This is a genomic window from Streptomyces sp. AC555_RSS877 (assembly GCF_019049245.1).
In the GTDB taxonomy this organism is placed as follows: domain Bacteria; phylum Actinomycetota; class Actinomycetes; order Streptomycetales; family Streptomycetaceae; genus Streptomyces.
Genome location: NZ_JAGMUK010000054.1, coordinates 264,289 through 287,545, shown reverse-complemented (window position 1 = coordinate 287,545; position 23,257 = coordinate 264,289). Strand labels below are relative to the sequence as shown.

Annotated in this window: 18 protein-coding genes; 13 read left to right on the top strand and 5 right to left on the bottom strand. The window is 71.9% G+C overall.

What is annotated here, in order from left to right:
- The first annotated feature begins 59 nt into the window (after positions 1-59).
- The 5 genes from KUM49_RS24865 to fdhD are packed head-to-tail and all read left to right on the top strand — an operon-like array spanning position 60 to position 6,503.
- The gene (locus tag KUM49_RS24865) at positions 60-1,031 is read left to right on the top strand and encodes a 2-dehydropantoate 2-reductase (protein ID WP_217239145.1); all 972 of its coding nucleotides are present in this window, start codon (positions 60-62) and stop codon (positions 1,029-1,031) included.
- Positions 1,028-2,953: a molybdopterin oxidoreductase family protein gene (locus KUM49_RS24860; protein WP_217239144.1), complete on the top strand. Its 1,926-nt coding sequence runs from the start codon at positions 1,028-1,030 to the stop codon at positions 2,951-2,953. Before KUM49_RS24865 ends, KUM49_RS24860 begins: the two co-directional genes overlap by 4 nt.
- A 4-nt stretch (positions 2,954-2,957) precedes the next feature.
- Positions 2,958-4,790 (top strand): NAD(P)H-dependent oxidoreductase subunit E, encoded by a 1,833-nt coding sequence (locus KUM49_RS24855; protein ID WP_217239143.1) that lies wholly within the window; start codon positions 2,958-2,960, stop codon positions 4,788-4,790.
- On the top strand, positions 4,787-5,647 hold the full coding sequence (locus tag KUM49_RS24850; protein ID WP_217239142.1) for a 2Fe-2S iron-sulfur cluster-binding protein: 861 nt from the start codon (positions 4,787-4,789) through the stop codon (positions 5,645-5,647). The genes KUM49_RS24855 and KUM49_RS24850 overlap by 4 nt, the downstream gene beginning before the upstream one ends.
- 7 nt (positions 5,648-5,654) lie before the next feature.
- Positions 5,655-6,503 carry a formate dehydrogenase accessory sulfurtransferase FdhD gene (gene fdhD / locus KUM49_RS24845; RefSeq protein ID WP_217239141.1) on the top strand — a complete coding sequence of 283 codons (849 nt, stop codon included), beginning with the start codon at positions 5,655-5,657 and terminating at the stop codon, positions 6,501-6,503.
- Between the two features lie 71 nt (positions 6,504-6,574).
- Here the strand turns inward: fdhD and KUM49_RS24840 are convergent, their stop codons facing one another.
- Positions 6,575-7,120: an isochorismatase family protein gene (locus KUM49_RS24840; protein ID WP_217239140.1), complete on the bottom strand. Its 546-nt coding sequence runs from the start codon at positions 7,118-7,120 to the stop codon at positions 6,575-6,577.
- 101 nt (positions 7,121-7,221) lie between these two features.
- Between KUM49_RS24840 and KUM49_RS24835 the strand changes: the two genes are divergently transcribed.
- Together KUM49_RS24835 and KUM49_RS24830 are read left to right on the top strand one after the other, a co-directional pair.
- Positions 7,222-7,482: a LamG-like jellyroll fold domain-containing protein gene (locus KUM49_RS24835; protein WP_374200196.1), complete on the top strand. Its 261-nt coding sequence runs from the start codon at positions 7,222-7,224 to the stop codon at positions 7,480-7,482.
- 11 nt (positions 7,483-7,493) lie between these two features.
- Positions 7,494-8,723, top strand: a complete 1,230-nt coding sequence (locus tag KUM49_RS24830) for a DUF4185 domain-containing protein (RefSeq protein WP_217239139.1) — start codon at positions 7,494-7,496, stop codon at positions 8,721-8,723.
- Here KUM49_RS24830 and KUM49_RS24825 read toward each other — a convergent pair.
- Positions 8,659-9,699 carry a bile acid:sodium symporter family protein gene (locus KUM49_RS24825; RefSeq protein WP_217239239.1) on the bottom strand — a complete coding sequence of 347 codons (1,041 nt, stop codon included), beginning with the start codon at positions 9,697-9,699 and terminating at the stop codon, positions 8,659-8,661. The two genes, KUM49_RS24830 and KUM49_RS24825, sit on opposite strands and share 65 nt — an antisense overlap.
- Before the next feature lie 160 nt (positions 9,700-9,859).
- Here KUM49_RS24825 and KUM49_RS24820 point away from each other — a divergent pair, with 160 nt between their 5' ends.
- Complete coding sequence (locus tag KUM49_RS24820) at positions 9,860-10,723, top strand: LysR substrate-binding domain-containing protein (RefSeq protein WP_217239138.1); 864 nt, start codon at positions 9,860-9,862, stop codon at positions 10,721-10,723.
- A gap of 20 nt (positions 10,724-10,743) precedes the next feature.
- Here KUM49_RS24820 and KUM49_RS24815 read toward each other — a convergent pair whose 3' ends face one another.
- Positions 10,744-11,724 (bottom strand): Lrp/AsnC family transcriptional regulator, encoded by a 981-nt coding sequence (locus KUM49_RS24815; protein WP_217239137.1) that lies wholly within the window; start codon positions 11,722-11,724, stop codon positions 10,744-10,746.
- A 111-nt stretch (positions 11,725-11,835) separates the two neighbouring features.
- Between KUM49_RS24815 and KUM49_RS24810 the strand changes: the two genes are divergently transcribed.
- The 4 genes from KUM49_RS24810 to KUM49_RS24795 all read left to right on the top strand — a co-directional run bounded on the left by KUM49_RS24810 (position 11,836) and on the right by KUM49_RS24795 (position 17,309).
- A complete protein-coding gene (locus tag KUM49_RS24810; protein ID WP_217239136.1) occupies positions 11,836-13,335 on the top strand; it encodes an MFS transporter in 1,500 nt (499 codons plus the stop codon).
- Between the two features lie 262 nt (positions 13,336-13,597).
- Complete coding sequence (locus tag KUM49_RS24805) at positions 13,598-15,424, top strand: long-chain fatty acid--CoA ligase (protein WP_217239135.1); 1,827 nt, start codon at positions 13,598-13,600, stop codon at positions 15,422-15,424.
- Positions 15,425-15,583: 159 nt separating this feature from the next.
- On the top strand, positions 15,584-16,420 hold the full coding sequence (locus KUM49_RS24800; RefSeq protein ID WP_308406723.1) for an aldo/keto reductase: 837 nt from the start codon (positions 15,584-15,586) through the stop codon (positions 16,418-16,420).
- 187 nt (positions 16,421-16,607) lie between these two features.
- Entirely contained in the window at positions 16,608-17,309 is a 702-nt protein-coding gene (locus KUM49_RS24795) for a glycoside hydrolase family 75 protein (RefSeq protein ID WP_217239133.1), read from the top strand.
- A 13-nt stretch (positions 17,310-17,322) separates the two neighbouring features.
- On the opposite strand, the gene KUM49_RS24790 is transcribed toward KUM49_RS24795, so the two are convergent.
- Positions 17,323-18,024, bottom strand: coding sequence for an SDR family oxidoreductase (locus tag KUM49_RS24790; protein ID WP_217239132.1), 702 nt, complete (start codon positions 18,022-18,024; stop codon positions 17,323-17,325).
- 130 nt (positions 18,025-18,154) lie between these two features.
- A complete protein-coding gene (locus tag KUM49_RS24785) occupies positions 18,155-21,550 on the bottom strand; it encodes a hypothetical protein (protein WP_217239131.1) in 3,396 nt (1,131 codons plus the stop codon).
- A 333-nt stretch (positions 21,551-21,883) separates the two neighbouring features.
- Between KUM49_RS24785 and KUM49_RS24780 the strand changes: the two genes are divergently transcribed.
- A complete protein-coding gene (locus KUM49_RS24780; protein ID WP_217239130.1) occupies positions 21,884-23,209 on the top strand; it encodes a glycosyltransferase family 39 protein in 1,326 nt (441 codons plus the stop codon).
- Positions 23,210-23,257: the final 48 nt, after the last annotated feature.

Genomic DNA, 23,257 nt, shown 5'->3' with positions numbered 1-23,257 from the left:
ATTCCGTCGACAGAGTTCGGCAGTTCCTCGGTACCCTCGACCGAACGGAGCTCCCTGGCATGAAAGTCGCAGTACTCGGCGCCGGAGCGATCGGCGCCTACGTCGGCGCCGCGCTCCACCGTGCGGGCGCCGACGTGCACCTCGTCGCCCGTGGACCGCATCTGGCGGCCATGAGGCAGCACGGCGTGCACGTCCTCAGCCCGCGCGGCGACTTCACCGCGCACGCACACGCCACCGACGACCCGGCCGAGGTCGGCCCGGTCGACTTCGTCTTCCTGGGCCTGAAGGCCCACTCGTACGCGGCGTGCGGGCCGCTGATCGAGCCTCTTCTGCACGACTCCACGGCGGTGGTGGCCGCCCAGAACGGCATCCCCTGGTGGTACTTCCACCGGCACGGCGGCCCCTACGACGGCCATCGCGTCGAGAGCGTGGACCCGCACGGCACGGTCAGTGCGGTACTCGCCCCCGAACGTGCCATCGGCTGCGTGGTCTACGCGGCCACCGAGCTCGAAGGGCCGGGCGTCGTACGGCACCTGGAAGGAACCCGGTTCTCCGTCGGCGAGCCCGACCGCAGTCTCTCGCCCCGCTGCAGGGCGTTCAGCGAGGCGATGCAGGCCGGCGGGCTGAAGTGCCCGGTCGAGCCCGACCTGCGCAACGACATCTGGCTCAAGCTGCTCGGCAACATCTCCTTCAACCCGATCAGCGCGCTGGCCCGCGCCACCATGCGGCAGATGTGCCGGCACGGCGGCACCCGCAGGGTCATCGAGATCATGATGACCGAGACCCTGGCCGTCGCCGAGGCCCTCGGCTGCGAGGTCGGCGTCTCCATCGAGCGCCGGCTAGCGGGCGCCGAACGGGTCGGCGACCACCGCACCTCCACGCTCCAGGACCTGGAGCGCGGCAAGCCGCTCGAACTCGACGTGCTGCTCGCGGCCGTCGTCGAGCTGGCGCAGATCACCGGCGTCGAGGTGCCCACCCTGCGCACCGTGCACGCCATCTCGGACCTGCTCGCGTCGAGGAGCGCCGCATGAGGAAACGCGATCGAACCCCGAAGACCTACACCCGGCTCACCCATCCACTGATCCGGGACTCCCGCGACGAACCGTTCCGCCAGGCCACCTGGGAGGAGGCACTGGACCGGGCCGCCCGGGGCCTCGCGGCGGCGCGCGGCGCGTTCGGCATGTTCTCCTGCGCGCGTGCCACGAACGAGATGAACTACGTCGCGCAGAAGTTCGCCCGGGTCGTCATGGGCACCAACAACGTCGACTCCTGCAACCGCACGTGTCACGCCCCGAGCGTCGCCGGTCTGTCGGCGGCGTTCGGCTCGGGCGGCGGGACGTCGTCGTACGAGGAGATCGAGCACTCCGACGTCATCGTGATGTGGGGCTCCAACGCCCGTTTCGCGCATCCGATCTTCTTCCAGCACGTGCTGAAGGGGATACACAACGGCGGTCGACTGTATGCGGTCGACCCTCGACGGACGTCGACCGCCGAGTGGGCGGAGAGCTGGCTCGGTCTCAACGTCGGCACGGACATCCCGATGGCGCACGCGATCGGCCGCGAGATCATCCACGCCGGCCTCGCCAACCATGCCTTCATCGAGCGGGCGACCAGCGGCTACGAGGAGTACCGGCAGCTCGTCGAACCGTGGACGCTGTCGCTCGCCCAGAAGGTGACGGGCGTACCGGCCTGCGCCATCAGGGAGTTGGCGCACGCCTACGCCCGCGCCGAACGCGCCCAGCTGTGCTGGACCCTCGGCATCACCGAGCACCACAACGGCACCGACAACGTGCGCGCGTTGATCAACCTGTCGCTGCTCACCGGCCACGTGGGCCGCTACGGCTCCGGCCTGCAGCCCCTGCGCGGCCAGAACAACGTGCAGGGCGGCGGTGACATGGGTGCCATCCCCAACCGGCTGCCCGGCTTCCAGGACATCCTCGACCCCGTGGCGCGGCTGAAGTTCGAGTCGGCCTGGGACATCGTCATCCAGCCGCACTACGGGATGAACCTGACGGAGATGTTCGAGGCGATGGAGGAGGGCACCCTCAAGGCGGTCTACTGCATCGGCGAGAACCCGGCGCAGTCGGAGGCGGACAGCGAGCAGGCCGTACGGCGCATGCGGCAGCTGGACTTCCTCGTGGTCCAGGACATCTTCCTCACGAAGACGGCCGAGCTCGCGGACGTGGTGCTGCCCGCGACGGCCGGCTGGGCGGAGACCGACGGCACGACCACCAACAGCGAGCGGCGGGTGCAGCGGGTGCGCCGGGCGGTGACCCCGCCCGGTGAGGCCCGCGAGGACATCGACATCATCTGTGAGCTGGCGGCCCGGCTCGGCCACGACTGGAAGTACGCCGACTCCGAGTCCGTCTGGAACGAGCTCAGGTCGGTCTCGCCGGACCATTACGGGATGACGTACGACCGCCTGGAGGAACAGCAGGGCATCCAGTGGCCCTGCCCCGACCCCGACCGGCTCGAACCGACGTACCTGCACGGCCGGTTGTGGGAGAAGGACCCCGCGAGGCGGGGGCTGCCCGCTCCCTTCGGGCTGGTCCAGCACGACCCGCCGGTCGATCTCACCGACGAGGCGTACCCGATCCGGCTGACGACCGGCCGACGGCTCGACTCGTACAACACCGGGGTGCAGAGCGGGAGTTTCGCGTCCCCGCTGCGGCGCGGCGAGTTCGTCGAGCTGTGCCCGGAGGACGCCGAACGGTACGGGGTCGTGGTCGGCGAGGAGGTGCGGGTCTCCTCGCGGCGCGGGTCGGTCGTCGCGCCCGTGTGGATCGACACCGCCCTGCGGCCCGGGCTGGCCTTCATGACCATGCACTTTCCCGACGAGGTGGACACCAACCAGCTGACGATCGAGGCGAACTGCCCGATCGCGGGGACGGCGGAGTTCAAGGCGTCGGCGATCCGCATCGAGAAGCAACCGGTCGTGACCTACGTGAGGTGATGCAGTGGACCTGCACTTCGGTGACAGCAAACCGACGGACGAGGAGCGGGCGGCGGTCGACGCGCTGCTAGGTCCCCCTCAGTCCTCGTGGGAGGGAGCGGACCGCGACGAGATGAGGGCCGCGGACCTGAGGTGGGCCCGTGGCGGGCGCGCGGCCCGGGAGCGCCGGGACCTGCTGTTGCCGGGGCTGCACGCGATCAACGACCGGGTCGGCTGGATCAGCGAGGGCGCCCTCGACTACCTGTGCCGGCGGCTGACGGTGCCCCCGGCCGAGGCGTACGGGGTCGCCACCTTCTACGCCATGTTCTCGGTCAAGCCGCGCCCGGCGACCGTGCTGCACGTGTGCACGGACCTGGCGTGCGCGGCCGCCGGGGCGTCCGAGCTGTGCGCCGGCATCGAGTCCCGGCTGGGCCTCGGCAGCGGTGTGTCGGTCGAGCGCAGCCCGTGCCTCGGCCTGTGCGAGCGGGCTCCGGCCGCGCTCGCGGTCAGGGCCGGGGATCCGGTGCGTACGGCGGTGGCGGCGCCGGCGACCGTGCAGGGCGCCGTCCTCGCCGCGAGCGCACCCGACGCGGCGCCGGAGGAGCCGTCGGCGGCGATGGCGGTGCCCCAGGCGGGGGACCCGTCGTTGACGTTGCTCCGTCGCGTCGGCGTGGTGGACCCCGCGAGCCTGGACGACTACCGCGCCCACGGCGGATACGCCGCCCTGCGCCGGGCCTTCGACCTCGGTCCCGCCGGAGTCATCCGCGAGGTCACCGACTCCGGCCTGGTCGGGCGTGGCGGGGCCGCCTTCCCGACCGGCCGCAAGTGGCAGGCCACGGCGTCGCAGCCCGACCACCCGCACTACCTGGTGTGCAACGCGGACGAGTCCGAGCCGGGCACCTTCAAGGACCGCGTGATCATGGAGGGCGACCCGTACGCGCTGGTGGAGGCGATGACGATCGCGGCGTACGCGACCGGCGCGCACCGCGGACACCTGTATCTGCGCGGCGAGTATCCGCGGGCGATACACCGTATGCAATCTGCCGTCGACCAGGCGCGGGCCCGTGGGCTGCTCGGCGACGACGTCCTCGGCCAGGGCTACGCCTTCGACATCGAGATCCGGCGGGGCGCGGGGGCCTACATCTGTGGGGAGGAGACGGCCCTGTTCAACTCCATCGAGGGGTACCGGGGTGAGCCGCGCTCGAAGCCCCCCTTCCCCGTGGAGAAGGGCCTGTTCGGCAAGCCCACGGTCGAGAACAACGTGGAGACGCTGGTCAACGTGCTGCCGGTCCTGACCATGGGCGCCCCGGCATACGCGGCGATCGGCACGGAACGTTCCACGGGGCCCAAGCTGTTCTGCGTGTCGGGAAGCGTGACCCGGCCCGGCATCTACGAGCTGCCGTTCGGCGCGACCCTGGGCGAGCTGCTGGAGCTGGCGGGCGTACGCGAGGGACTCCGAGCGGTCCTGCTCGGCGGGGCGGCCGGCGGCTTCGTACGGCCGGACGAACGGGACATCCCGCTCACCTTCGAGGGCACCCGCCAGGCGGGCACCACCCTCGGCTCGGGGGTCGTGATGGCCTTCGACGACACGGTCCCGCTGCCCCGGCTCCTGCTGAGGATCGCCGAGTTCTTCCGTGACGAGTCGTGTGGTCAGTGCGTGCCGTGCCGGGTCGGGACCGTACGGCAGGAGGAGGCGCTGCACCGGATCGCGGAGCGCACCGGCGCGGCGGCGGCCGACGACATCGCCCTGCTCAGGGAGGTCGGCCGCGCCATGCGGGACGCCTCCATCTGCGGTCTGGGGCAGACCGCGTGGAACGCCGTGGAATCCGCCATCGACCGCCTGGGGGCGTACGAATGACCGTGACACCGCTGGGGATCCCCCGCCGCCTGCTGGAGTTCACCGTCGACGGGGTGGAGGCCAGGGTCCCCGAGGGCTCGACCATCCTCGACGCCTGCCGGGCGGCCGGGAAGGATATCCCGACCCTCTGCGAGGGCGACACCCTCACCCCCAAGAACGCCTGCCGCCTCTGCGTCGTCGAGGTCGAGGGCGCGCGCACCCTGGTCCCCGCCTGCTCCCGCAAGGCCGAGCCCGGCATGGAGGTGAGGACCGGCACCGAACGGGCCCGGCACAGCCGCAAGATCGTCCTCGAACTGCTCGCCTCCTCGGTCGACATGTCGACGACGCCGAGGTTCGCGGAGTGGATCAAGGAGTACGAGGCGAAGCCGGACCGTTTCGGCCCGAAAGCGGCCCGCCTCGACGAGCAACCCCGGGTCGACAACGACCTGTACGTGCGCGACTACGACAAGTGCATCCTCTGCTACAAGTGCGTGGACGCCTGCGGCGACCAGTGGCAGAACACGTTCGCCATCTCCGTCACCGGCCGCGGCTTCGACTCCCGGATCGCCGTCGAGCACGACGCGCCGCTGACCGACTCCGCGTGTGTGTACTGCGGCAACTGCATCGAGGTGTGCCCCACGGGAGCGCTGTCCTTCAAGTCGGAGTTCGACATGCGGGCGGCGGGTACGTGGGACGAGTCGGCGCAGACCGAGACGACCACGGTGTGCGCCTACTGCGGAGTGGGCTGCAACCTCACGCTCCACGTGCAGGACAATGAGATCGTGAAGGTCACCTCACCGCACGACAACCCGGTGACCCACGGCAATCTCTGCATCAAGGGCCGTTTCGGCTACCAGCACGTACAGAACCGGGGCTGATCAGGACATGGGACGAGTCACGGAACGACGCAAGGTGATGCGGATCCGGGACGGGGTGGTCTCCAGCCGCCCGGACACGCTCGTCGCCGAGGAACCGCTGGAGATCCGGCTGAACGGCAAGTCACTCGCGATCACCATGCGCACACCGGGTGACGACTTCGCGCTCGCCGCCGGTTTCCTGGTGAGCGAGGGCGTTCTGGCCGCCGCATCCGACCTGCTGAACATTGTCTACTGTGCGGGGGCGACCGTAGACGGCTCGAACACGTACAACGTGGTGGACGTGAAGACCGCCCCGGACGTGACGATGCCCGACATCACGCTCGAACGGAACGTGTACACCACCTCGTCCTGCGGCCTGTGCGGGAAGGCGAGCCTCGACGCCGTCCGTACGACCGCCCGCTGGCCCATCGCCGACACTCCCCCGGTCCGCGTCGGGCCCGAGCTGCTCGCGAGCCTCCCCGACCGGCTCCGTGCGGCCCAGCGGGTCTTCGACCGGACCGGAGGCCTGCACGCGGCGGCCCTGTTCACCGAGGACGGCGAGCTGCTCGACATACGCGAGGACGTGGGCCGGCACAACGCGGTCGACAAACTGGTCGGCCGTGCCCTGCAGAACGGGGACCTGCCGCTGTCCCGCGCCATCCTGCTGGTGTCGGGCCGGGCCTCCTTCGAGCTCGCGCAGAAGGCCGTGATGGCGGGCATCCCGGTGCTCGCCGCGGTATCGGCCCCCTCGTCGCTGGCCGTGGACCTGGCGGCGGAGGCGGGGCTGACCTTGGTGGGCTTCCTGCGGGGCAGTTCCATGAACGTGTACGCGGGCGAGGGCCGAATCGCTCTGCAGGCTGCGGCCGCCCAGGGCTGACCGGCTCCCCGCGACACGGCGGCGGGGCCCCGACCGGCGGGGAGCGCCCCCTGCGCCGCAGGGGCCCCGCCTCAACCCGTGCTGAAGCGCACCTCCGCGGCGGTCACGACCGTCCCCAGCCGCGGGAAGTCGAGGCGCACCGACGCCTCGTGCTCGGCGGCGGTGAACGCGGCCATGGCGTCCTCGACGAAGACCAGGTCGTAGCCGAGGTCGCCGGCGGCGCGGGCGGTGGACTCGACGCCGAGGTTGGTGGCGATGCCCCCGAGCACCAGTGTGCTGACGCCATGGTCCCGCAGGCGCTCGTCCAGGCCGGTGCCCTGGAAGCCGCCGATCGTCCGCTTCACGATCTCGACGTCGCCGTCCCGGAGCAGGCCCGGCACCAGCCCACTGCCGGCCGGCTGCTCGGCGACACCGGGACGCTCGACCCGGACCAGGACGACGAGCGCGCCCGCCGAACGGAAGCCGGCCGCCAACTCCTCGGAGGCCGCGAGGAGTTCGGTGCCCTTTCGGGGCTCCAGGGGCAGCGCGACGATGCGGTCCATCAGGTCGACGAGCACGAGGGCGGTGCGCGCGGGGTCGAGCGCGAGCCGGGAACCGACGGTGTGAGGTGCGTTCATGACGGAACGTTATCCGCCGTCAGCCGTACGTTGCGGAAATCCGGATCGACGGGCCGATGAACCGGCCGCGTGCGGCAGCCCTTGACGGTCAGCGGCCAGCGGTGCGAGGTGTCCGTCATCCCCTGTTCGTCGACGGTACGGCGATCGGCGCCGCGGATGTGCCGGGTTCGGTCAGCCGCAACGCGCCGTTCGGCGTGCACGTCGGGCAACGCATGGACGGCCGGGCCTTCTTCACCGGCGCGATCGACGACGTGCGCGTGTGGGACCGGGCGCTCACCGACGAGGAGATCAAGGCCGGGAGCGCACTTGCGGGGAACGCCGTCGTGTGGCTGCCCATGGACCACGTGGGCAACAGCCGCTAACGTCCGGGAGCGTGCCCGAGGACGTACGAGCACGACAACGGACGGGAACCGTGGTCGGCCTGCTGCTGACCCTGGTTCTCGCGGCGGTGCTGCTCAGCGCGCTGCCGGAAGACTACGATCGACAGAATCCGGGAGACTGTATACCGCATACCGTCGGCTCGTGGGCGGCAGAAGACCGTCTGAACACCGAGTTCGCCCGCTACGGCGACGACGCGAACCGTACCGACGACTGGACCGGCGGCGACGGCACGCACTCGGTGCGGCTGCCGGACGGACGGCTGCTGTGGCTGTTCTCGGACACCTACCTCGGCCAGGTGCACCGGCCGCCCAACCCGGTCGGCGAGTCGTACGCGTGGCGGGACGGGACGGCTCCCCTGGTGCGCAACTCGGCCGTGCTGATGGACGACGGGCGCCTCGCGGGCACGCTGCCCGCGCCGCTCTTCCCCGACCCGGGCCCGAACCAGTGGCGCTGGCCGGTCGCGGCCCGCGTCGAGCCCCGCTCCCCCGGCTCCGACGAACAGGTGCTGCGGGTGCTGCTGTGGGTGCGGACGGCGGGACCGGCGCCCTGGATCTACGGGATGCCCACCGCCACCGAGGTCGCCACGCTGTCCCTGCCCGACCTGCGGGTCGAGTCGGTGGTCGAAGTGCTCGACCAGCGGCCCGTGCGGGATCCGTCCCGGCGGGTGCTGTTCGGTACGACGCTGGTCGACGAGGGCGGCTGGACGTATGTGTTCGGCGGCGACGACGGGCAGGCCGCGTCCCGGCCCGCCTCGCACGCGTACGTGGCGCGGGTGCCCGAGGGCGGGCTCGGGGACCCTGCCGCCTGGGAGTACTGGGACGGCTCCGCCTGGGCGGCGCGGGCCCGGCCGGGGGCGGTGCTGGGGGACGGGCGGCGCACCGGGGTGGGCAGTGCGTTCTCGGTGGTGCGGCAGGGCGGGACGTACGTGCTGTTCACGATGGCGGCGGGGACGCGGGGGCTGACCACCGTGACCTCGTACTGGGCCTGTTCGCCCACCGGGCCCTGGCACGGCCCGGCGAAGGACTTCACCCCGTCGTTGCCGCCGGGGCAGGTCGCCGCCTACAACCCGCAGGTGCATCCGGAACTCGGCGGTGAGGGACGGCTGGTGCTGAGCTACGACGTCAACTGGCTGGAGCCGACGGGGGCGGCGGCCCAGCTCAATCGGAACGTTTCCCTGTACCGACCGCGGTTCGTGACCCTGCGGCTGAAGCCGGCGGGGTGACCTCGGCGGCAGTGGTGTCGGCCTCGTGACTGTCGTAGGGGTCGTGCGAGCGGCGCTTGGCGATCACCGCGCACACCATCAGCTGCATCTGGTGGAAGAGCATCAACGGCAGCACGGCCAGCGCGGCGTGCGCGCCGAACAGGACGCTCGCCATGGGCAGCCCGGAGGCCAGGGACTTCTTCGAGCCGGCGAACTGGATCGCGATCCGGTCCTCGCGGCCGAAGCGGAGCGCCTTGCTGCCGTACCAGGTCAGCGCCAGCATCACGGCGAGGAGCACGACCTCCACGCCCAGCAGGCCGGCCAGCCTGAGGGGGCTGACCTGGTGCCAGACGCCCTGGACCATGCCCTCGCTGAACGCCGTGTACACGACGAGGAGGATCGAGCCGCGGTCGACCAGCCCGAGGACCTTCTTGTGCCGGGTGACGAAGCCGCCGATCCAGCGGCGCAGCAGCTGCCCGGCGAGGAACGGCACCAGCAGCTGGAGCACGATCTCCAGCAGGGAGTCGGCGGAGAACCCGCCGGCGCTGCTGCCGAGCAGGGCGGCCGCCAGCAGCGGGGTGACGACGATCCCCACCAGGGAGGAGAAGGAGCCGGCGCAGATCGCGGCGGGAACGTTTCCGCGGGCCATGGAGGTGAAGGCGATCGACGACTGGATCGTCGAGGGGACGAGCGTGAGGAAGAGCAGGCCCTGGTAGAGCGGGTGGGTCAGGAAGACGGGCACGAGTCCGCGGGCGGCCAGGCCCAGCAGCGGGAACAGGACGAACGTGCAGGCCAGGACGGTGATGTGGAGCCGCCAGTGCTTGAGCCCGTCCAGCGACTCACGGGTGGACAGCCGGGCGCCGTAGAGGAAGAAGAGGAAGGCGATCGCGCCCGTGGAGGCGCCGGAGGCCACGTCGGCCGCCGTCCCGCGGGCGGGGAGGAGAGCGGCGAGGCCCACCGTCCCGATCAGCAGCAGGATGTACGGGTCGATCGGCATCCAGCTCGGCCATCGCAGGCGTTTCACGGTGCTCCACTTACTCGGTGCTGTCGGCGGTGCGGGGGTCACGGGTCCCCGCTCCATCCTGCTCTCGAACCCGGCGATCGGGAATCCCGTATACCGCACTCACTGTCATCATGTTCCGCGATAGCCTGGTCTCGTGTACGACCCCTCCCAGCTGCGCACGTTCCTCGCGGTGGCCCAGACGCTCAGCTTCACGCAGGCCGCCCGGCGGCTGGGGCTGCGCCAGTCGACCGTCAGCCAGCATGTGCGGCGGCTGGAGGACGCCGCCGGGCGGCAGCTGTTCACCCGGGACACCCACTCCGTGGAACTGACGGAGGACGGCGAGGCGATGCTCGGCTTCGCGCGCCGGATCCTGGAGGTGCACGAGCAGGCGACGGCGTTCTTCACGGGGACGCGGGTACGCGGCCGGCTGCGGTTCGGGGCGTCGGAGGACTTCGTACTGACCCGGCTGCCGGAGATCCTGGAAGGCTTCCGGCACGACCATCCCGAGGTCGACCTGGAGCTGACGGTCGAGCTGTCGGGCACGCTGCACGAGCAGTTGGCGGCCGGGAAGCTGGACCTGGTGCTGGCGAAGCGGCGTCCCGAGGATCCGCGCGGACAACTGGTCTGGCACGACGAGCTGGTGTGGATCGGCGCGGAGCGGCTGCGCCTGGACGCGGACCGGCCGGTGCCGTTGATCGTGTACCCGCCGCCGGGCATCACCCGGGCGCTCGCCCTGGAGGCGCTGGAGCGGCAGGGGCGGGCGTGGCGCGTCGCGTGCACCAGCGCCAGCCTGAGCGGGCTGGTCGCGGCGGCCCGCGCGGGCCTCGGCGTGATGGCCCACTCCCGGGGGCTGATCCCGCCGGGCCTGGTGCGCGTGCCCGACCGGTCGGGGCTGCCGGAACTCGGCCGGGTCGACTTCGTCCTGGTCCACGGCCGCCGCCGTACGGCCGCCCAGGGCGCCGCCGACGCACTGGCGACGGCGGTCCTGGCGGGCGGGGACCGGCTGCACCGGCGCTGACGCGGCGCGGCGGCCGGGCGTCAGCGCACCGGATGCTGATAGGTGAGCTGCTTCACGCGCCGCATGAACGGCGAGGCCTCCACGTGCTGGACCCCGTCCAGGTGGCCGAGCGGGCCGCTGAGGTAGGCGTACAGGTGCGCCGTACTCCTGACCACGACGGTGGCCATGATGTTGGAGGGGCCGGCGGTGGCGGCGGCGTGGGCGATCTCGTCGTGGGTGGCGAGGGCCTCACCGACGGAGTGCAGGGCGGCCGGAGTGGTGGTGATCCACAGGACGGCGGCGACCGGATGGCCGATCGCCTCGGTGTGGTACTCCACGTCGATGTAGACCGCGCCGGAGGCGAGCAGCGCGGCGAGGCGGCGTTTGACGGCGGACTCCGAACGGCCGGTGGCGCGCTGGAGTTCGGGGTAGCCGGCGCGGCCGTCCTGTTCCAGCGCGACGACCAGGGCCTCGTCCTGCGGGTCGATGCGTGCCGGGCCCTCGGCGCGGACCGGTCCGGGACCGAGAGCGGCGAGCTGGTCCGCGGTGAGCGCGGCGAACTTGCGCAGCCAGCCGCTCGGCCCGCCGTAGAAGCGGTGCAGCATCTGGTGGGCGCGGACCTCCATGACGCGCGGGGTGCGCGGGAGTTTGCCCAGCAGCAGGTCGTCACGGTCTCCGACGCTGCGCGGCCGGGTCCCGAAGATCACCTCGGTGCCGCCCGCGGCGATGCCGATCCAGCTCGTGTCGGGCCGCTTGGCGAGCGCGTCCGCGATGGCCAGGGCGCTGTCGGGCACGCAGCGCAGCCGCAGGGTCCACTGGTCCTGCCCGAGGCGTTCGGCGTCCCGGACGGCGACGACTCTCAGGCCGCCCTGCGCCCACAGCCTGCGGTAGCGGCGCGCGACGGTCTGGTCGGAGACGCCGAGGACCGCCCCGATCCGGCTGAACGAGGCACGGCCGTTGACCTCCAGCGCGTCCAGCAGCTGCAGATCGAGCCGGTCGAAGGTGTCGGATTCCCTCTCCATACGGCTCACCCCTGTCGGGTTTCGGCGTCAGGCGGACCGCTACCGCTGCGATCGGCCGTGTGCGCCCCATCGTACGGAGGCAGCGCACACACCACAGAGGGAGTAGGGGACATGCGTACATGGGGGCCGCTGACGGCGGTCTGTCTGGGCACGTTCATGTTGTTGCTGGACGTGACGATCGCGATCGTGGCACTGCCGGACATGGCTCGGGCGCTGGACGCGTCGCTGAGCGATCTGCAGTGGGTGATGGACGGGTACGCGCTGGCGCTGGCGGCGCTGCTGCTCGGGATGGGGGCCGCCGCTGACGTGCTCGGGCGGCGGCGGGTGCACGTCGTGGGCGTGGTGCTGTTCGCGGGCGCGTCACTGTGGTGCGGCCTGGCGACCGGGCCCGGCATGCTGGTAGCCGCGCGCGGGCTGCAGGGGGTGGGCGCGGCGGCGATGTTCGCCACGACACTGCCGCTGCTGGGCTCCGTCTACCAGGCACGGCAGCGCTCGACGGCGCTCGGGGTGTGGGGCGCGGTCAGCGGGGCGGCCGCCGCGGTCGGACCGCTGGCCGGCGGACTGCTCACCGACGGGCCGGGCTGGCGGTGGATCTTCTTCGTGAACCTGCCGGTCAGTGTGGCGGCGGTCTGGCTGACGCTGCGGGTCGTACCCGAGTCGCGGGGCCGGCGGGGCCGGCGTGTCGACTGGGCGGGCACGGTGACCTTCGCGGCCTTCGCCGGGGCGGTGACGTACGGGGCGGTGCGGGCCGGGTCGCACGGCTGGACCGCGAGCGGCACGCTCGTCTGGTTCGCGACGGCGGTCGTGGCGCTGGCGGCCTTCCTCGCCGTGGAACGGCGCAGCGCCGATCCGCTGCTCGATCTGCGGCTCTTCACGAAGCCCGCGTTCTCCGGGGTGATGGCGGGCGCGCTCGCCTTCAACGGGGCGGCGTTCGGCGTGCTGGCGTACACCTCGATCTGGCTGCAGTCGATGCTCGGCATGAGCGCGGTGCGCGGTGGCGTGCAGTTGCTGTGGATGTCCCTCGCCTCGTTCGCGGTGGCGGCGGCCGGGGGGCGGCTGCTGCACGGGGCGCCGGCCCGGTTCACCATCGGGGGCGGGCTGCTGCTGGTCGGCGTCGGCCAGTTCTGCATGGCCGGCCTGGACGCGGACTCCGGCGCGAACGCGCTGATTCCGGGGCTGGTGCTGGTGGGTGCCGGTACGGGGCTGGTGTCGCCCGGCATGGCGGGCGCGGCGCTGGCCGCCGTGCCGGCGGAGCGGGCGGGCATGGCGGGCGGCGCGGTCAACACGTTCCGGCAGCTCGGCTACGCGATCGGCATCGCCTTCATCGGCACCGTCCTCACCTCCCGGATGCAGGACACGCTGCCGCACGACGCGGCCCACGCCCTCGCGGGCGGCGGCGCCGAGGCGCTCGGGGGCACGTTCTCCGAGCACACCCTGCGGGCGGCCTTCGCCGCGGGGCTCGACCGGGCGGCACTGGTCGCCGGTCTGGTGGCCGTGGTCGCCGGAGTGCTGGTGCTCGCGCTGGTGCGTGGTCCGCGGACGGCGCGGGGGAAGGTGACGGTTTCGGCGGCCCCGGCGCCGACACAGGAGGGGACCGTACAGCGCGGATGAGGCCGCCCGCCGGGCTCGACGGTCGCATTCCGGCCACCGCCGTGGCCGCAATCAGGTCGTACAGATTCGGTGGAGATTACGGCACCGAAACTTACTCAACCGTCAGTTTTCTGTCCGACCCTTCCCTATGTGAGCGCATTTTCCGCCACTGACCAGGGCATACATGAGCACTGCTCGGTTTTCGTCCCCCTCCCGCCCGTCCCCGGCGTGGGGTAGCTTTCACGGCGCTGTGCGGAGCGTCACAAGAGGCGGGGAGCGGGGATTGCGCGAGTTCACCAACCCTCCGTTGGCGTTGGCACCGCCGGTGGGCGGACTGGCCGACGTCGTCTTCCAGCATGCCCAGGAGGACCCGCTGCACATCGCGCTCGGCCGCAAGGACGAGATGGGGCAGTGGCGGGACGTGACCGCCGCCGAGTTCCGCGACGAGGTCCTCGCCCTCGCCAAGGGCCTGCTCGCCCAGGGCATCCGCTTCGGCGACCGGGTCGCGATCATGTCCCCCACCCGCTACGAGTGGACCCTGTTCGACTTCGCCCTGTGGACGATCGGCGCCCAGGTGGTGCCCGTCTACCCCACGTCGTCGGCCGAGCAGTGCTTCTGGATGCTGTACGACTCCGAGTGCACGGCGGCCGTCGTGGAGCACGAGGACCACGCGATGACGATCGCCACCGTCATCGACCGGCTGCCGCAACTGCGCCAGCTGTGGCAGCTCGACGCGGGCGCCCTGCAGGAGTTGTACGAGGCCGGCGCCCACCTCGACGACGAGGTGGTGCACCGGCACCGGCAGGCGGTCACCCCCGACTCGGTCGCCACGATCATCTACACCTCGGGCACCACCGGCCGCCCCAAGGGCTGCGTCATCTCGCACGGCAACTTCATGTACGAGGCGGACACGGTCATCGAGCGCTGGGAGCCGGTCTTCCACTCGAAGAAGGGCGACGAGGCGGCGACCCTGCTGTTCCTGCCGCTCGCGCACGTCTTCGGGCGGATGGTCCAGATCGCCGGGATCCGCGGCAAGGTCAAGTTCGGCCACCAGCCGCAGCTGAACGCGGCCGCCCTGCTGCCCGACCTGGCCGCCTTCAAGCCGACCTTCTTCCTCGCCGTGCCGTACATCTTCGAGAAGGTGTTCAACGCCGCCCGCCGCAAAGCCGAGAGGGAGGGCAGGTCCGGTGCCTTCGAGAAGGCCGTCGAGGTCGCCGTGAAGTACGCGGACGCTATGGAGGCGAAGGCCTGGGGCGTGGGGCCCGGCCCCTCGGCGGGGCTGCGCATGCAGCACCAGCTCTTCGACAAGCTCGTCTACTCCAAGGTGCGGGCCGCGATGGGCGGCCGCATCCGGCAGGCGATGTCGGGCGGTTCGGCGATGGACCGCAGGCTCGGGCTGTTCTGGGCGGGTGCGGGCGTGCACATCTACGAGGGCTACGGCCTGACCGAAACCACCGCCGCCGCGACCGCCAACCCCCCCGAGCGCACCCGCTACGGCACCGTCGGCCAGGCCATCCCCGGCATGACCGTGCACATCGCGGACGACGCCGAGATCTGGCTGCGCGGCGAGAACGTCTTCCAGGGCTACCTCAACAACCCCAAGGCCACCGACGAAGCCCTGCACGACGGCTGGCTCGCCACCGGCGACCTCGGCTCCCTCGACGAGGACGGCTACCTCACCATCACCGGCCGCAAGAAGGAGATCCTGGTCACCTCCGGCGGCAAAAGCGTCTCCCCCGGCGTGCTGGAGGAGCGGGTGCGCGACCATCCACTGGTCGCCCAGTGCATCGTCGTGGGCAACGACCGCCCGTACATCGCCGCCCTCGTCACCCTCGACCAGGAGGCCGTGGAGCACTGGCTGGCGATGCGCGCAAAACCGCGGATGACCCCCGCCGAACTGGTGCGCGACACGGACCTGGAGACGGAGGTCAGGCGGGCCGTGGTCGCCGCCAACACGCTGGTCTCCCAGGCCGAGTCGATCCGCACCTTCCGCATCCTCGCCCAGCCCTTCACCGAGGAACACGGCCTGCTCACCCCGTCGTTGAAGCTGAAGCGCAAGGCGATCGAGAACGCCTACGCGGGCGAGGTCGAGGCGCTGTACCGGGCATGATGCCTGAAACCAGCACATTCCGACCGACCTTGCCCAATTAGCGCCTATTACCGGTGATCTCGCCGATTCTCGCCGATTCCCCGGTCAGGAATGCATCACGGCTCGTGATCGTTGACGATGGGAGTACCACCTGACGACAACCGTAAGGATCAAGAGCTCGTGAGCAGCAAGGTCCCCCAGATCATCCTCAACAACGGCGTCGAGATGCCCCAGCTGGGCTTCGGAGTCTGGCAGGTGCCGGACTCCGAGGCGCAGCAGGCGGTCACCACCGCGCTGGAGGCCGGGTACCGCAGCATCGACACAGCGGCGATCTACGGCAACGAAGAGGGCACCGGCAAGGCCATCGCGGCCTCCGGGCTGCCCCGTGAGGACGTCTTCGTCACCACCAAGCTCTGGAACAGCGACCAGGGATACGACTCCGCCCTGCGCGGCTTCGACACGTCGCTGGCCAAGCTCGGCCTGGAGTACGTCGACCTGTACCTGATCCACTGGCCGCTTCCGTCCGCGGACAAGTACGTCGACACCTACCGGGCGTTCGAGAAGCTCCTCGCCGACGGCCGCGTGCGCGCCATCGGTGTGTCCAACTTCCTTACCGAGCACCTCGAGCGACTGGTCGCCGAGACGTCCGTCATCCCGGCGGTCAACCAGATCGAGCTGCACCCGCACCTGCAGCAGCACGCCTCCCGCGAGTACCACGCGCGGCAGGGCATCGCCACCGAGGCCTGGTCGCCGCTCGGACAGGGCAAGGGCCTCCTGGAGGTTCCGGCGATCGTCGCCATCGCCCAGAAGCACGGCCGCACCCCGGCCCAGGTCGTGCTGCGCTGGCACCTCCAGCTCGGCAACGTCGTGATCCCGAAGTCCGTGACCCCGTCCCGGATCAAGGAGAACATCGAGGTCTTCGACTTCAGCCTGGACGCCGAGGACCTGGCGGCGATCAGCGCGCTGAACGAGGACCGTCGCCTGGGCCCGGACCCGGCGACACTCGACGCCGCCTGACCCTTCCCGGCCTCGCGCCCCGGGACCGATACCACTTCGGTGGTGCCGGCCCCGGGGCGCTGCCATGTCCGCCACCCACGCGGGGGACGGACGCGGCCATGTCGGCGGGCCGCCCCGGATCCACATGGTAGGGACTCGTTATTAACCGATTTCCCTCACACGTTTCCCTCCGGAAGGGCCCCTCGCCGTGCACCTGCGCACCCTGACCCTCGCCGCGCTCCCCGCCGCCGCCCTGCTCGCCGCCGGGCAACTGCCGCCCTCCGCGAGCGCCCACGCCGCCCCGCGCCCGACGCAGGCGCGGGGAGGCTCGGTCAGCGCGGCCGACCTGCTCGCGAAGGTGACGTCCTGCAAGCAGATCTCCCGCGGCAGGTACCGCACCGACGCGAACACCCGGGCCACCGTCCCGGTGTGCGGCAAGAAGGGCGCGGTGTTCTGGAAGGCCGACATGGACATCGACTGCGACGGCCGCCGCACCGCGAAGTGCAACGAGCGGACCGACCCCTGGTTCCACGCCGACACCGCCTTCCACCAGTCCGACGGCAGGCCCCTGCGCTCCGACACCCTGCCGTACGTCGTCGTGCCCGCGGCGAGCGGCGTCTGGAACCCCGCCCGCGCAGGCATCAGGGGCGGCTGCGTGGTCGCGGTGATCCACGACGGGAAAGTCCAGTACGCCGTCGTCGGCGACACCGGCCCCACGAGGATCATCGGCGAGGCCTCCTACGCCACCGCACGGGCCCTCGGCATCGACCCGGACCCCGCGACGGGCGGCACGGGCTCAGGAGTGACGTACCTCCTGTTCAAGAACTCCCGGGTGTCCCCCATCGAGAGCCGCACGGCGGCGGTACCCCTGGGCGAGCGGCTGGCGAAGCGGTTCCTCCGCGACAACTGACCGCTATATCACGTCAGTTGGGCTGCCCGATCGGACGTACGACGACGGTGTTGACGTCGACACCGACGGGCTGCCCCATGGCCCACACGATGGAGTCGGCGATCTGGTCGGCGGTGAGCAGATGCCCGGGCGGCAGGCTGCCGTAACTGTCCCAGAACGGGGTCTCCACCCGGCCGGGCGCGATCAGGGTCACGCCCACGCCGAACTCCGTCACCTGCCGGCGGGTGTTCTCGGCCAGACCGGTCACCGCCCACTTCGTCGCTCCGTAGATGTTGCCCGGGGTCGGCACGAACCCGGCGACACTGCCGACGAGCACGATCCGCCCCCGGGTCTCCTTCAGGGCGTCGATCGATGCGCGGATGAGCAGCGCGGGACCGAGGACGTTGGTCAGCACCATCTCGGTCCATCCGGCGGGGTCGCCGTCCGCGACGGAGTCATGGGTGGCGAAGCCGGCGTTGGCGACGACTGTATCCAGTCGACCGTATTCCTTGAGTGTACGGTCGACAGCCGACTGGATACTGTCGTACTCGGCCGCGTTGCCGACGAGCGTCAACAGACCGTCGGGACAGCCGAGTTCCTCGGCGAAGCCGCGCAGTCGTGCCTCGCCGCGGCCGGTGACGGCCACGCGCCCGCCGGTGTCGAGCAGCCGCCGGGCGACCGCGGCGCCGATGCCGCTGCCGCCGCCGGTGATGAGCGCGACCGGAGAGTCGGTCATGGTTCCCCCTGGAGCTTCGGTGGAGCTTGCGTTCGGGTTGATGACGGGGAGTCCATCAGTTGAAGCGCTCTCGAAGTCAAGGGGCAGGCGGCGGAGTTCCGTTCGGGGAGGGGCAGTGGGCAGGGGCGGTTCACGAGCCGCAGGTGCCGCGGTACTCGGCCGAGGGGAAGTAGCGGCGCCACTCGGCCTCGGTCAGTCCGCGTCGCGCTCGTGCGCACACCTCGTCCGCCGCCCGTTTCGCCGCCGACGGGCGGCTGCGCTCGGCGAGATGGGGCGTGGCGATGCGCAACCGGCCGCCGTCCGCCGTGAACCGGAGCGTTCGGACCGGCCCGTCCCCGGCCGGCAGCGCGGCCGGCGACAGGGCGGGCGAGCCCGTCTCCCACACCTGCACGGATCCGTCGGGCGCGCTGGCCGCCAGGAGCGAACCGTCGGCGGAGAACGCCAACGCCACCCCCTGCACGGTGGACCCGACGGCCCGCAGGACGGCGATCCTGCGCCAGGCGTGCGCGTCCCACAGGGTGAGGCGGCCCTGGTAGTCGGCTGCGGCGAGGTACGTGCCGTCCCGGCTGAAGACGGCGGCGGTGAGGTAGTCCTCGCCGTCGACTCCCTTGGCCTCCTCGCGGCGCCTGCCCGTCGACGCGTCGACGAGCGTTCCCTCCGGCGTCAGTGCGGTGCGGCCGGTGGTGTCGACCGCCACGATCTGCGCCCCGGCGACGGTGACGGGCGGCGTCGCCTCGGACGCCGGCTCGTCCCGCCAGTCCCTGTCCATCAGCCCGTGCAGCGAGAGGGTGTTCACGATGTTGGTCCGTCCACCTTCCCGGTAGCGCAGCACACCCTTGTCGGGATCCAGCCGGAGGTCACCGACCCCGGAGCCGGACACGGGATACGTGAGCAGCGGCTCGCGTGGGCTGTCGTCCGCCGGGTCCGGGAGGTCCGTACGCCACAGGGTGAAGGCTCCCTTGCCCCAGGCCAGGGCGTAGGCGCCGGCGAACTCCACGACGTGCGCGCCGCCCGCCATCGGCAGCCGGGGACGTTCCCGGCCGGTACGGAAATCCCACGTCACGATCCCCTCGGAGGTGCCGGAGGCCAGCGCCCGCTGGTCGGAGGTGAAGGTGAGGTCCCCCTGGCACAGCGCCCGCTCGGTCGCCCGGGGCACCGGCGTGGCGACGAGGCGCCCTTCGGCGACGTCGAGGACCTTCAACTGGTCGCCGTCCTGCGCACACCAGGCGATATGACGGTCGTCGCGGCTCAGCACGGGCAGCGCGCCGTCGTCGCTGCCCCGCTCGTACCGGAACAGCAGCCGCTGCCGCCGTATGTCCCACAGGTCGAGGGTCGCCCGGCCGCTGTCCGAGCCGCGGACGGGACGCCGTACCAGGAACGTGCGCCCACTCTCCCCGAAGGCAGCATCGGTGTCTCCCCGCGAGCCGATCGGCAGATGACGTGTGCTGCCGTCCGCCAGCCCGGCGATCACCATGCCGCCGCCGTCGGCGCTGCGGTACGCGACCGACCGGCCGTCCCCACTGGCCCCGACCACCCGCTCCGACAGGCCCTTGCGCTCCACGGAACGGATACGCCGGTGCTCCGCCACGTCCCACTGCACGGCCTGGTCATGGACGACGGTCGTCAGGATCCTGCCGTCCCGGCTGAGCCAGGCGGGCGCGTTGAGCGCGCGTGAGCCCACCTCGGGCTGGACGAACACGTCCTGTTCGCTCTGCGCCGCCGCCGTCCGCAGGGACTCCCGCGTCTCGGGCAGGTCGGCGGTGCGCCACGCGGCGAGCGCCAGGCGCATCGCGGTGCGCGGCTCGGTGGATCGCAGCGTGTCGACCAGCGCGGCGGCGCTGCGGGCCTCGGCCTCGTCGCGCTGCCGTGCGCTGACCTCGTTCTGCCGCCAGGCCACCAGGCCCGCGACCACGGCCAGACACAGCAACACGGCCAGCGCACCGGACAGCGCACGCAGCCGGCGCGCGGCGCGTGTCGCGACCCGCCGACCGTGCTCGTACGCCGTGACACTCGCGGCCAGGAATTCACGCTCGAGCCGGTTCAACTCCGCGTGCGGCAGGCCCTCTTCGCCCCCGTCACCGAAGGTCTCGCGTGCCTCGGTCAGCCGTGTGCCCCGGTAGAGTGCGCCCGCGTCGCGGTCCAACTCGGCCCAGCCCTGGGCCGCTTCGGTGAGCCGGCGGTGCAGACGCAGCCGTTCGCGGTCCGCGTCCAGCCAGCCGCGCAGGCGTGGCCAGGCACCGAGCAGTGCCTCATGCGCAAGGTCCACCGTGTCACCGTCGACGGTCAACAGCCGGCTTGCGACGAGGCGTTCCAGGACGCGGGCGGTCGTCTCGTCGGCGTCGAATTCCTTGCGGCCGGCGGGGCGGCGGGTGTCCTCGGTGCCGTCGCCGGGGTTCACCAGGCGCAGCAACAGTGCGCGCAGGGCGGCGGCTTCGGCGGGTGTGCACCGGGCGTGGACGGCCTCCGCGGTGTGCGCGACGGCTCCCTGGACGCCGCCGACGGCCTCGTAGGCGGCCAGGGTCAGCGTCTTGCCGACGCGACGGCGCCAGACCTCGCGCAGCGCGTGGGCCATCAGCGGCAGACCGCCCGGTTCTCCGGCCACGTCCGCCACGATCCGGGCGGTCAGGGCGCGTTCGACCACGAGTCGACGCGCGACGGCCGGCCGCACCACCGCCTCTCGCAACGCCCGCGGCGACATCGGCCCGACGAGCAGTGCGGAGTCCCGCAGCGCCTCGGCGAGCGGCCCGTGTTCCGCGCAACGGCCGTAGAAGTCGGCACGTACGGCGATCACGACGCGCAGCCCGGAGGCCGGGTCCGTCGCCGCGAGCAGCCGGGAGAGGAAGAGGGCGCGTTCGGCGGTGTCGGCGCAGAGCGTGAAGACTTCCTCGAACTGGTCGACGACCAGGAGCGTGTCGCCCGGTGTGTCGTGCGGGGTGAACAGGGCTTCGTGGGTGCGGGCGGGGTGCGGGCCCGGGGTGAACAGGCGAATGACGGCGATGTGCGGTGTGGGGTCGGCTGTATGCGGTCGACTGGCTTCTGTCAGCCGTAACGCCGGCACCAGTCCCGCCCGCAGCAGCGACGACTTACCGCTCCCGGACGCGCCGACGATCGCCGCGAACCGCGTGCGAGAGGTGAGCCGGACCAGTTCGGTGATCAGATCGTCCCGGCCGTGGAAGTGCTCCCCGTCGCCGGTCTCGAAGCGGGCGAGTCCCGGATAGGGGCTGTCGTCGCCGTCGGTGCCGTCGGACGCGCGGGCGTCGGCCGAGTCGGCGACGGTCTCCCGCCAGCGGCCCTCCCAGTCAGCGGGGTCGCCCCCACACGCGGTGACGTATGCCAGGAGGACCGGCAGGGTCGGCAGCCGTTCGCCGGACGCGGCGGCGGAGAGCGTGGGCGCGGAGTAGCCGGCGCGGTCTGCCATCGCACGGTAGGTCGGGGTGCCCGCCTCGTCGCGCAGCTTGCGCAGTTCGTAGGCGAAGCGCTGTACCGCTCCCGCCCCAGGATCCAGCGGTTTCTCCCGGCGCCCCATGCGTGTCTCCCCCTCGTTCCCGGCCGTCCCACACGCTAACAACCAGCCTGAGCGGATTGATTGGTGCTCCGAACCGGGGCTGCCCAACAATCCGCCGTCGCCTGGACTCGTCGGTGCACGCCGTCGCCCGGCCCGCACCCAGGGCCTCGCGCCTCCCGCCTCGCACCGGAGTCAGCCATCGCCACCACACACACTCCAGGACTTCTTCTCGGCCCCGACCGGTTGCCGCCCGAGCCTGCGGTCGTCCCTCGTCCATGGGCCCCGTGGCACACGCTCGTTCCGGTCGCGCTCTCCCTGGCTCTCGGTCTGTGGGGCCTCCGGCGGGAGGCGAGCATGTGGCGGGACGAGGTGGTGACGTACGACATGGCACGGCGTTCGCTGCCCGACCTGTGGGCGACGCTGGCCGAGGTCGACGCCGTGCACGGGCTGTACTACCTGCTCCAGCACGGTCTGTTCCGGCTGTTCGACGGGGCGGATCCGCTGCTGGTGCTGCGTCTGCCGTCGGTGCTGGCGACCGCCGCGGCGACGGGGACGCTGGTGCTGCTGGGGCGGGGTCTCGCGGGACCCCGTACGGGGCTCGTCGCCGGGCTCGTCTTCGCGCTGCTGCCGCCGGTCCAGCGGTATGCACAAGAGGGTCGATCGTATGCACTCGTCTGTGCCCTGGTCGTCTGGGCGTCGTACCTGCTGGTGCGAGCCGCTCGGCGGCGCACGGGCGGAGCCTGGGCCGCCTACGGCGTGGTCGTGCTGGCCGCGTGCCTGCTGCACGAGTTCGCGGTGCTGGTTTTGGCCGCGCACCTGGTGGCGCTGCCCCGCACGGCCCGCCGCACGGGGCTCCTGGTGGCGCTCGCGGTCTGTACGGGCCTCGCTCCACTGGTCGCGCTGAGCATGCGCCAGTCGGACCAGGTGGCGTGGATCGGTGGCGTCGGGGCCGGCGCCCTCATCGGTTTCGCCGGGGTGACCGTGCTCGGAGTGGCCTGTGCGGCACTGCTCCGGGGCGGCGGCAGAAGCCGGGAGAACGTGGGGCTCACCGCACTGGCGCTGCCACTGCTCGCCTTGCCCCCGCTTCTGCTCCTGCTGGTCTCATTGGTCAAGCCGCTGTACGTCGACCGCTACGTCCTCTACGGCCATGCGGGCACCGCCCTGCTGGTCGGGGCCGCACTCGACCGGCTCGTCCGCGCGGTCGGCCGGATCCGGACCCTCGCCGTACTCGCCGCCGGGGCAGCCGTACTGGCGCTGCTGCCGACCACCCTTCAACTGCGCGCACCACAGAGCCGTACCGACGACGTCACCGCCATAGCCGCGGCCGTCCGCTCGGTGGGCGGGGACGCCGACGGGGTCGTCTTCCTGCCTTCCCGGCGCCGCGTGTGGACGCTTCCCGACCCGCGGTCCGTTCGCGGCCTGCGCGATCTCGCCCTGGACCGTGGTCCGGTCGCCTCGCACACTCTGTACGGCACGGAGGTGCCGGCCGCCGTCATTCGCGCCCGGATGCTCGCGGCGGCGCGGATCCTCGCGGTGGGCGACCCCGCCGGGCAGCCGGTGGATCACGTGCCGCAGGAGGCGGTCAAGCGGCGGGTGCTCGCCACGTACTTCGTCGCATGTCGTACTCTGCATGCCCTGGGGGCCCGGATCACGGTGTACGCCCGGCCGGGCCGCTGCTGACCGACCGCCCGCGGTCGACCGCATCCCGTATACACGACGGCGCATACG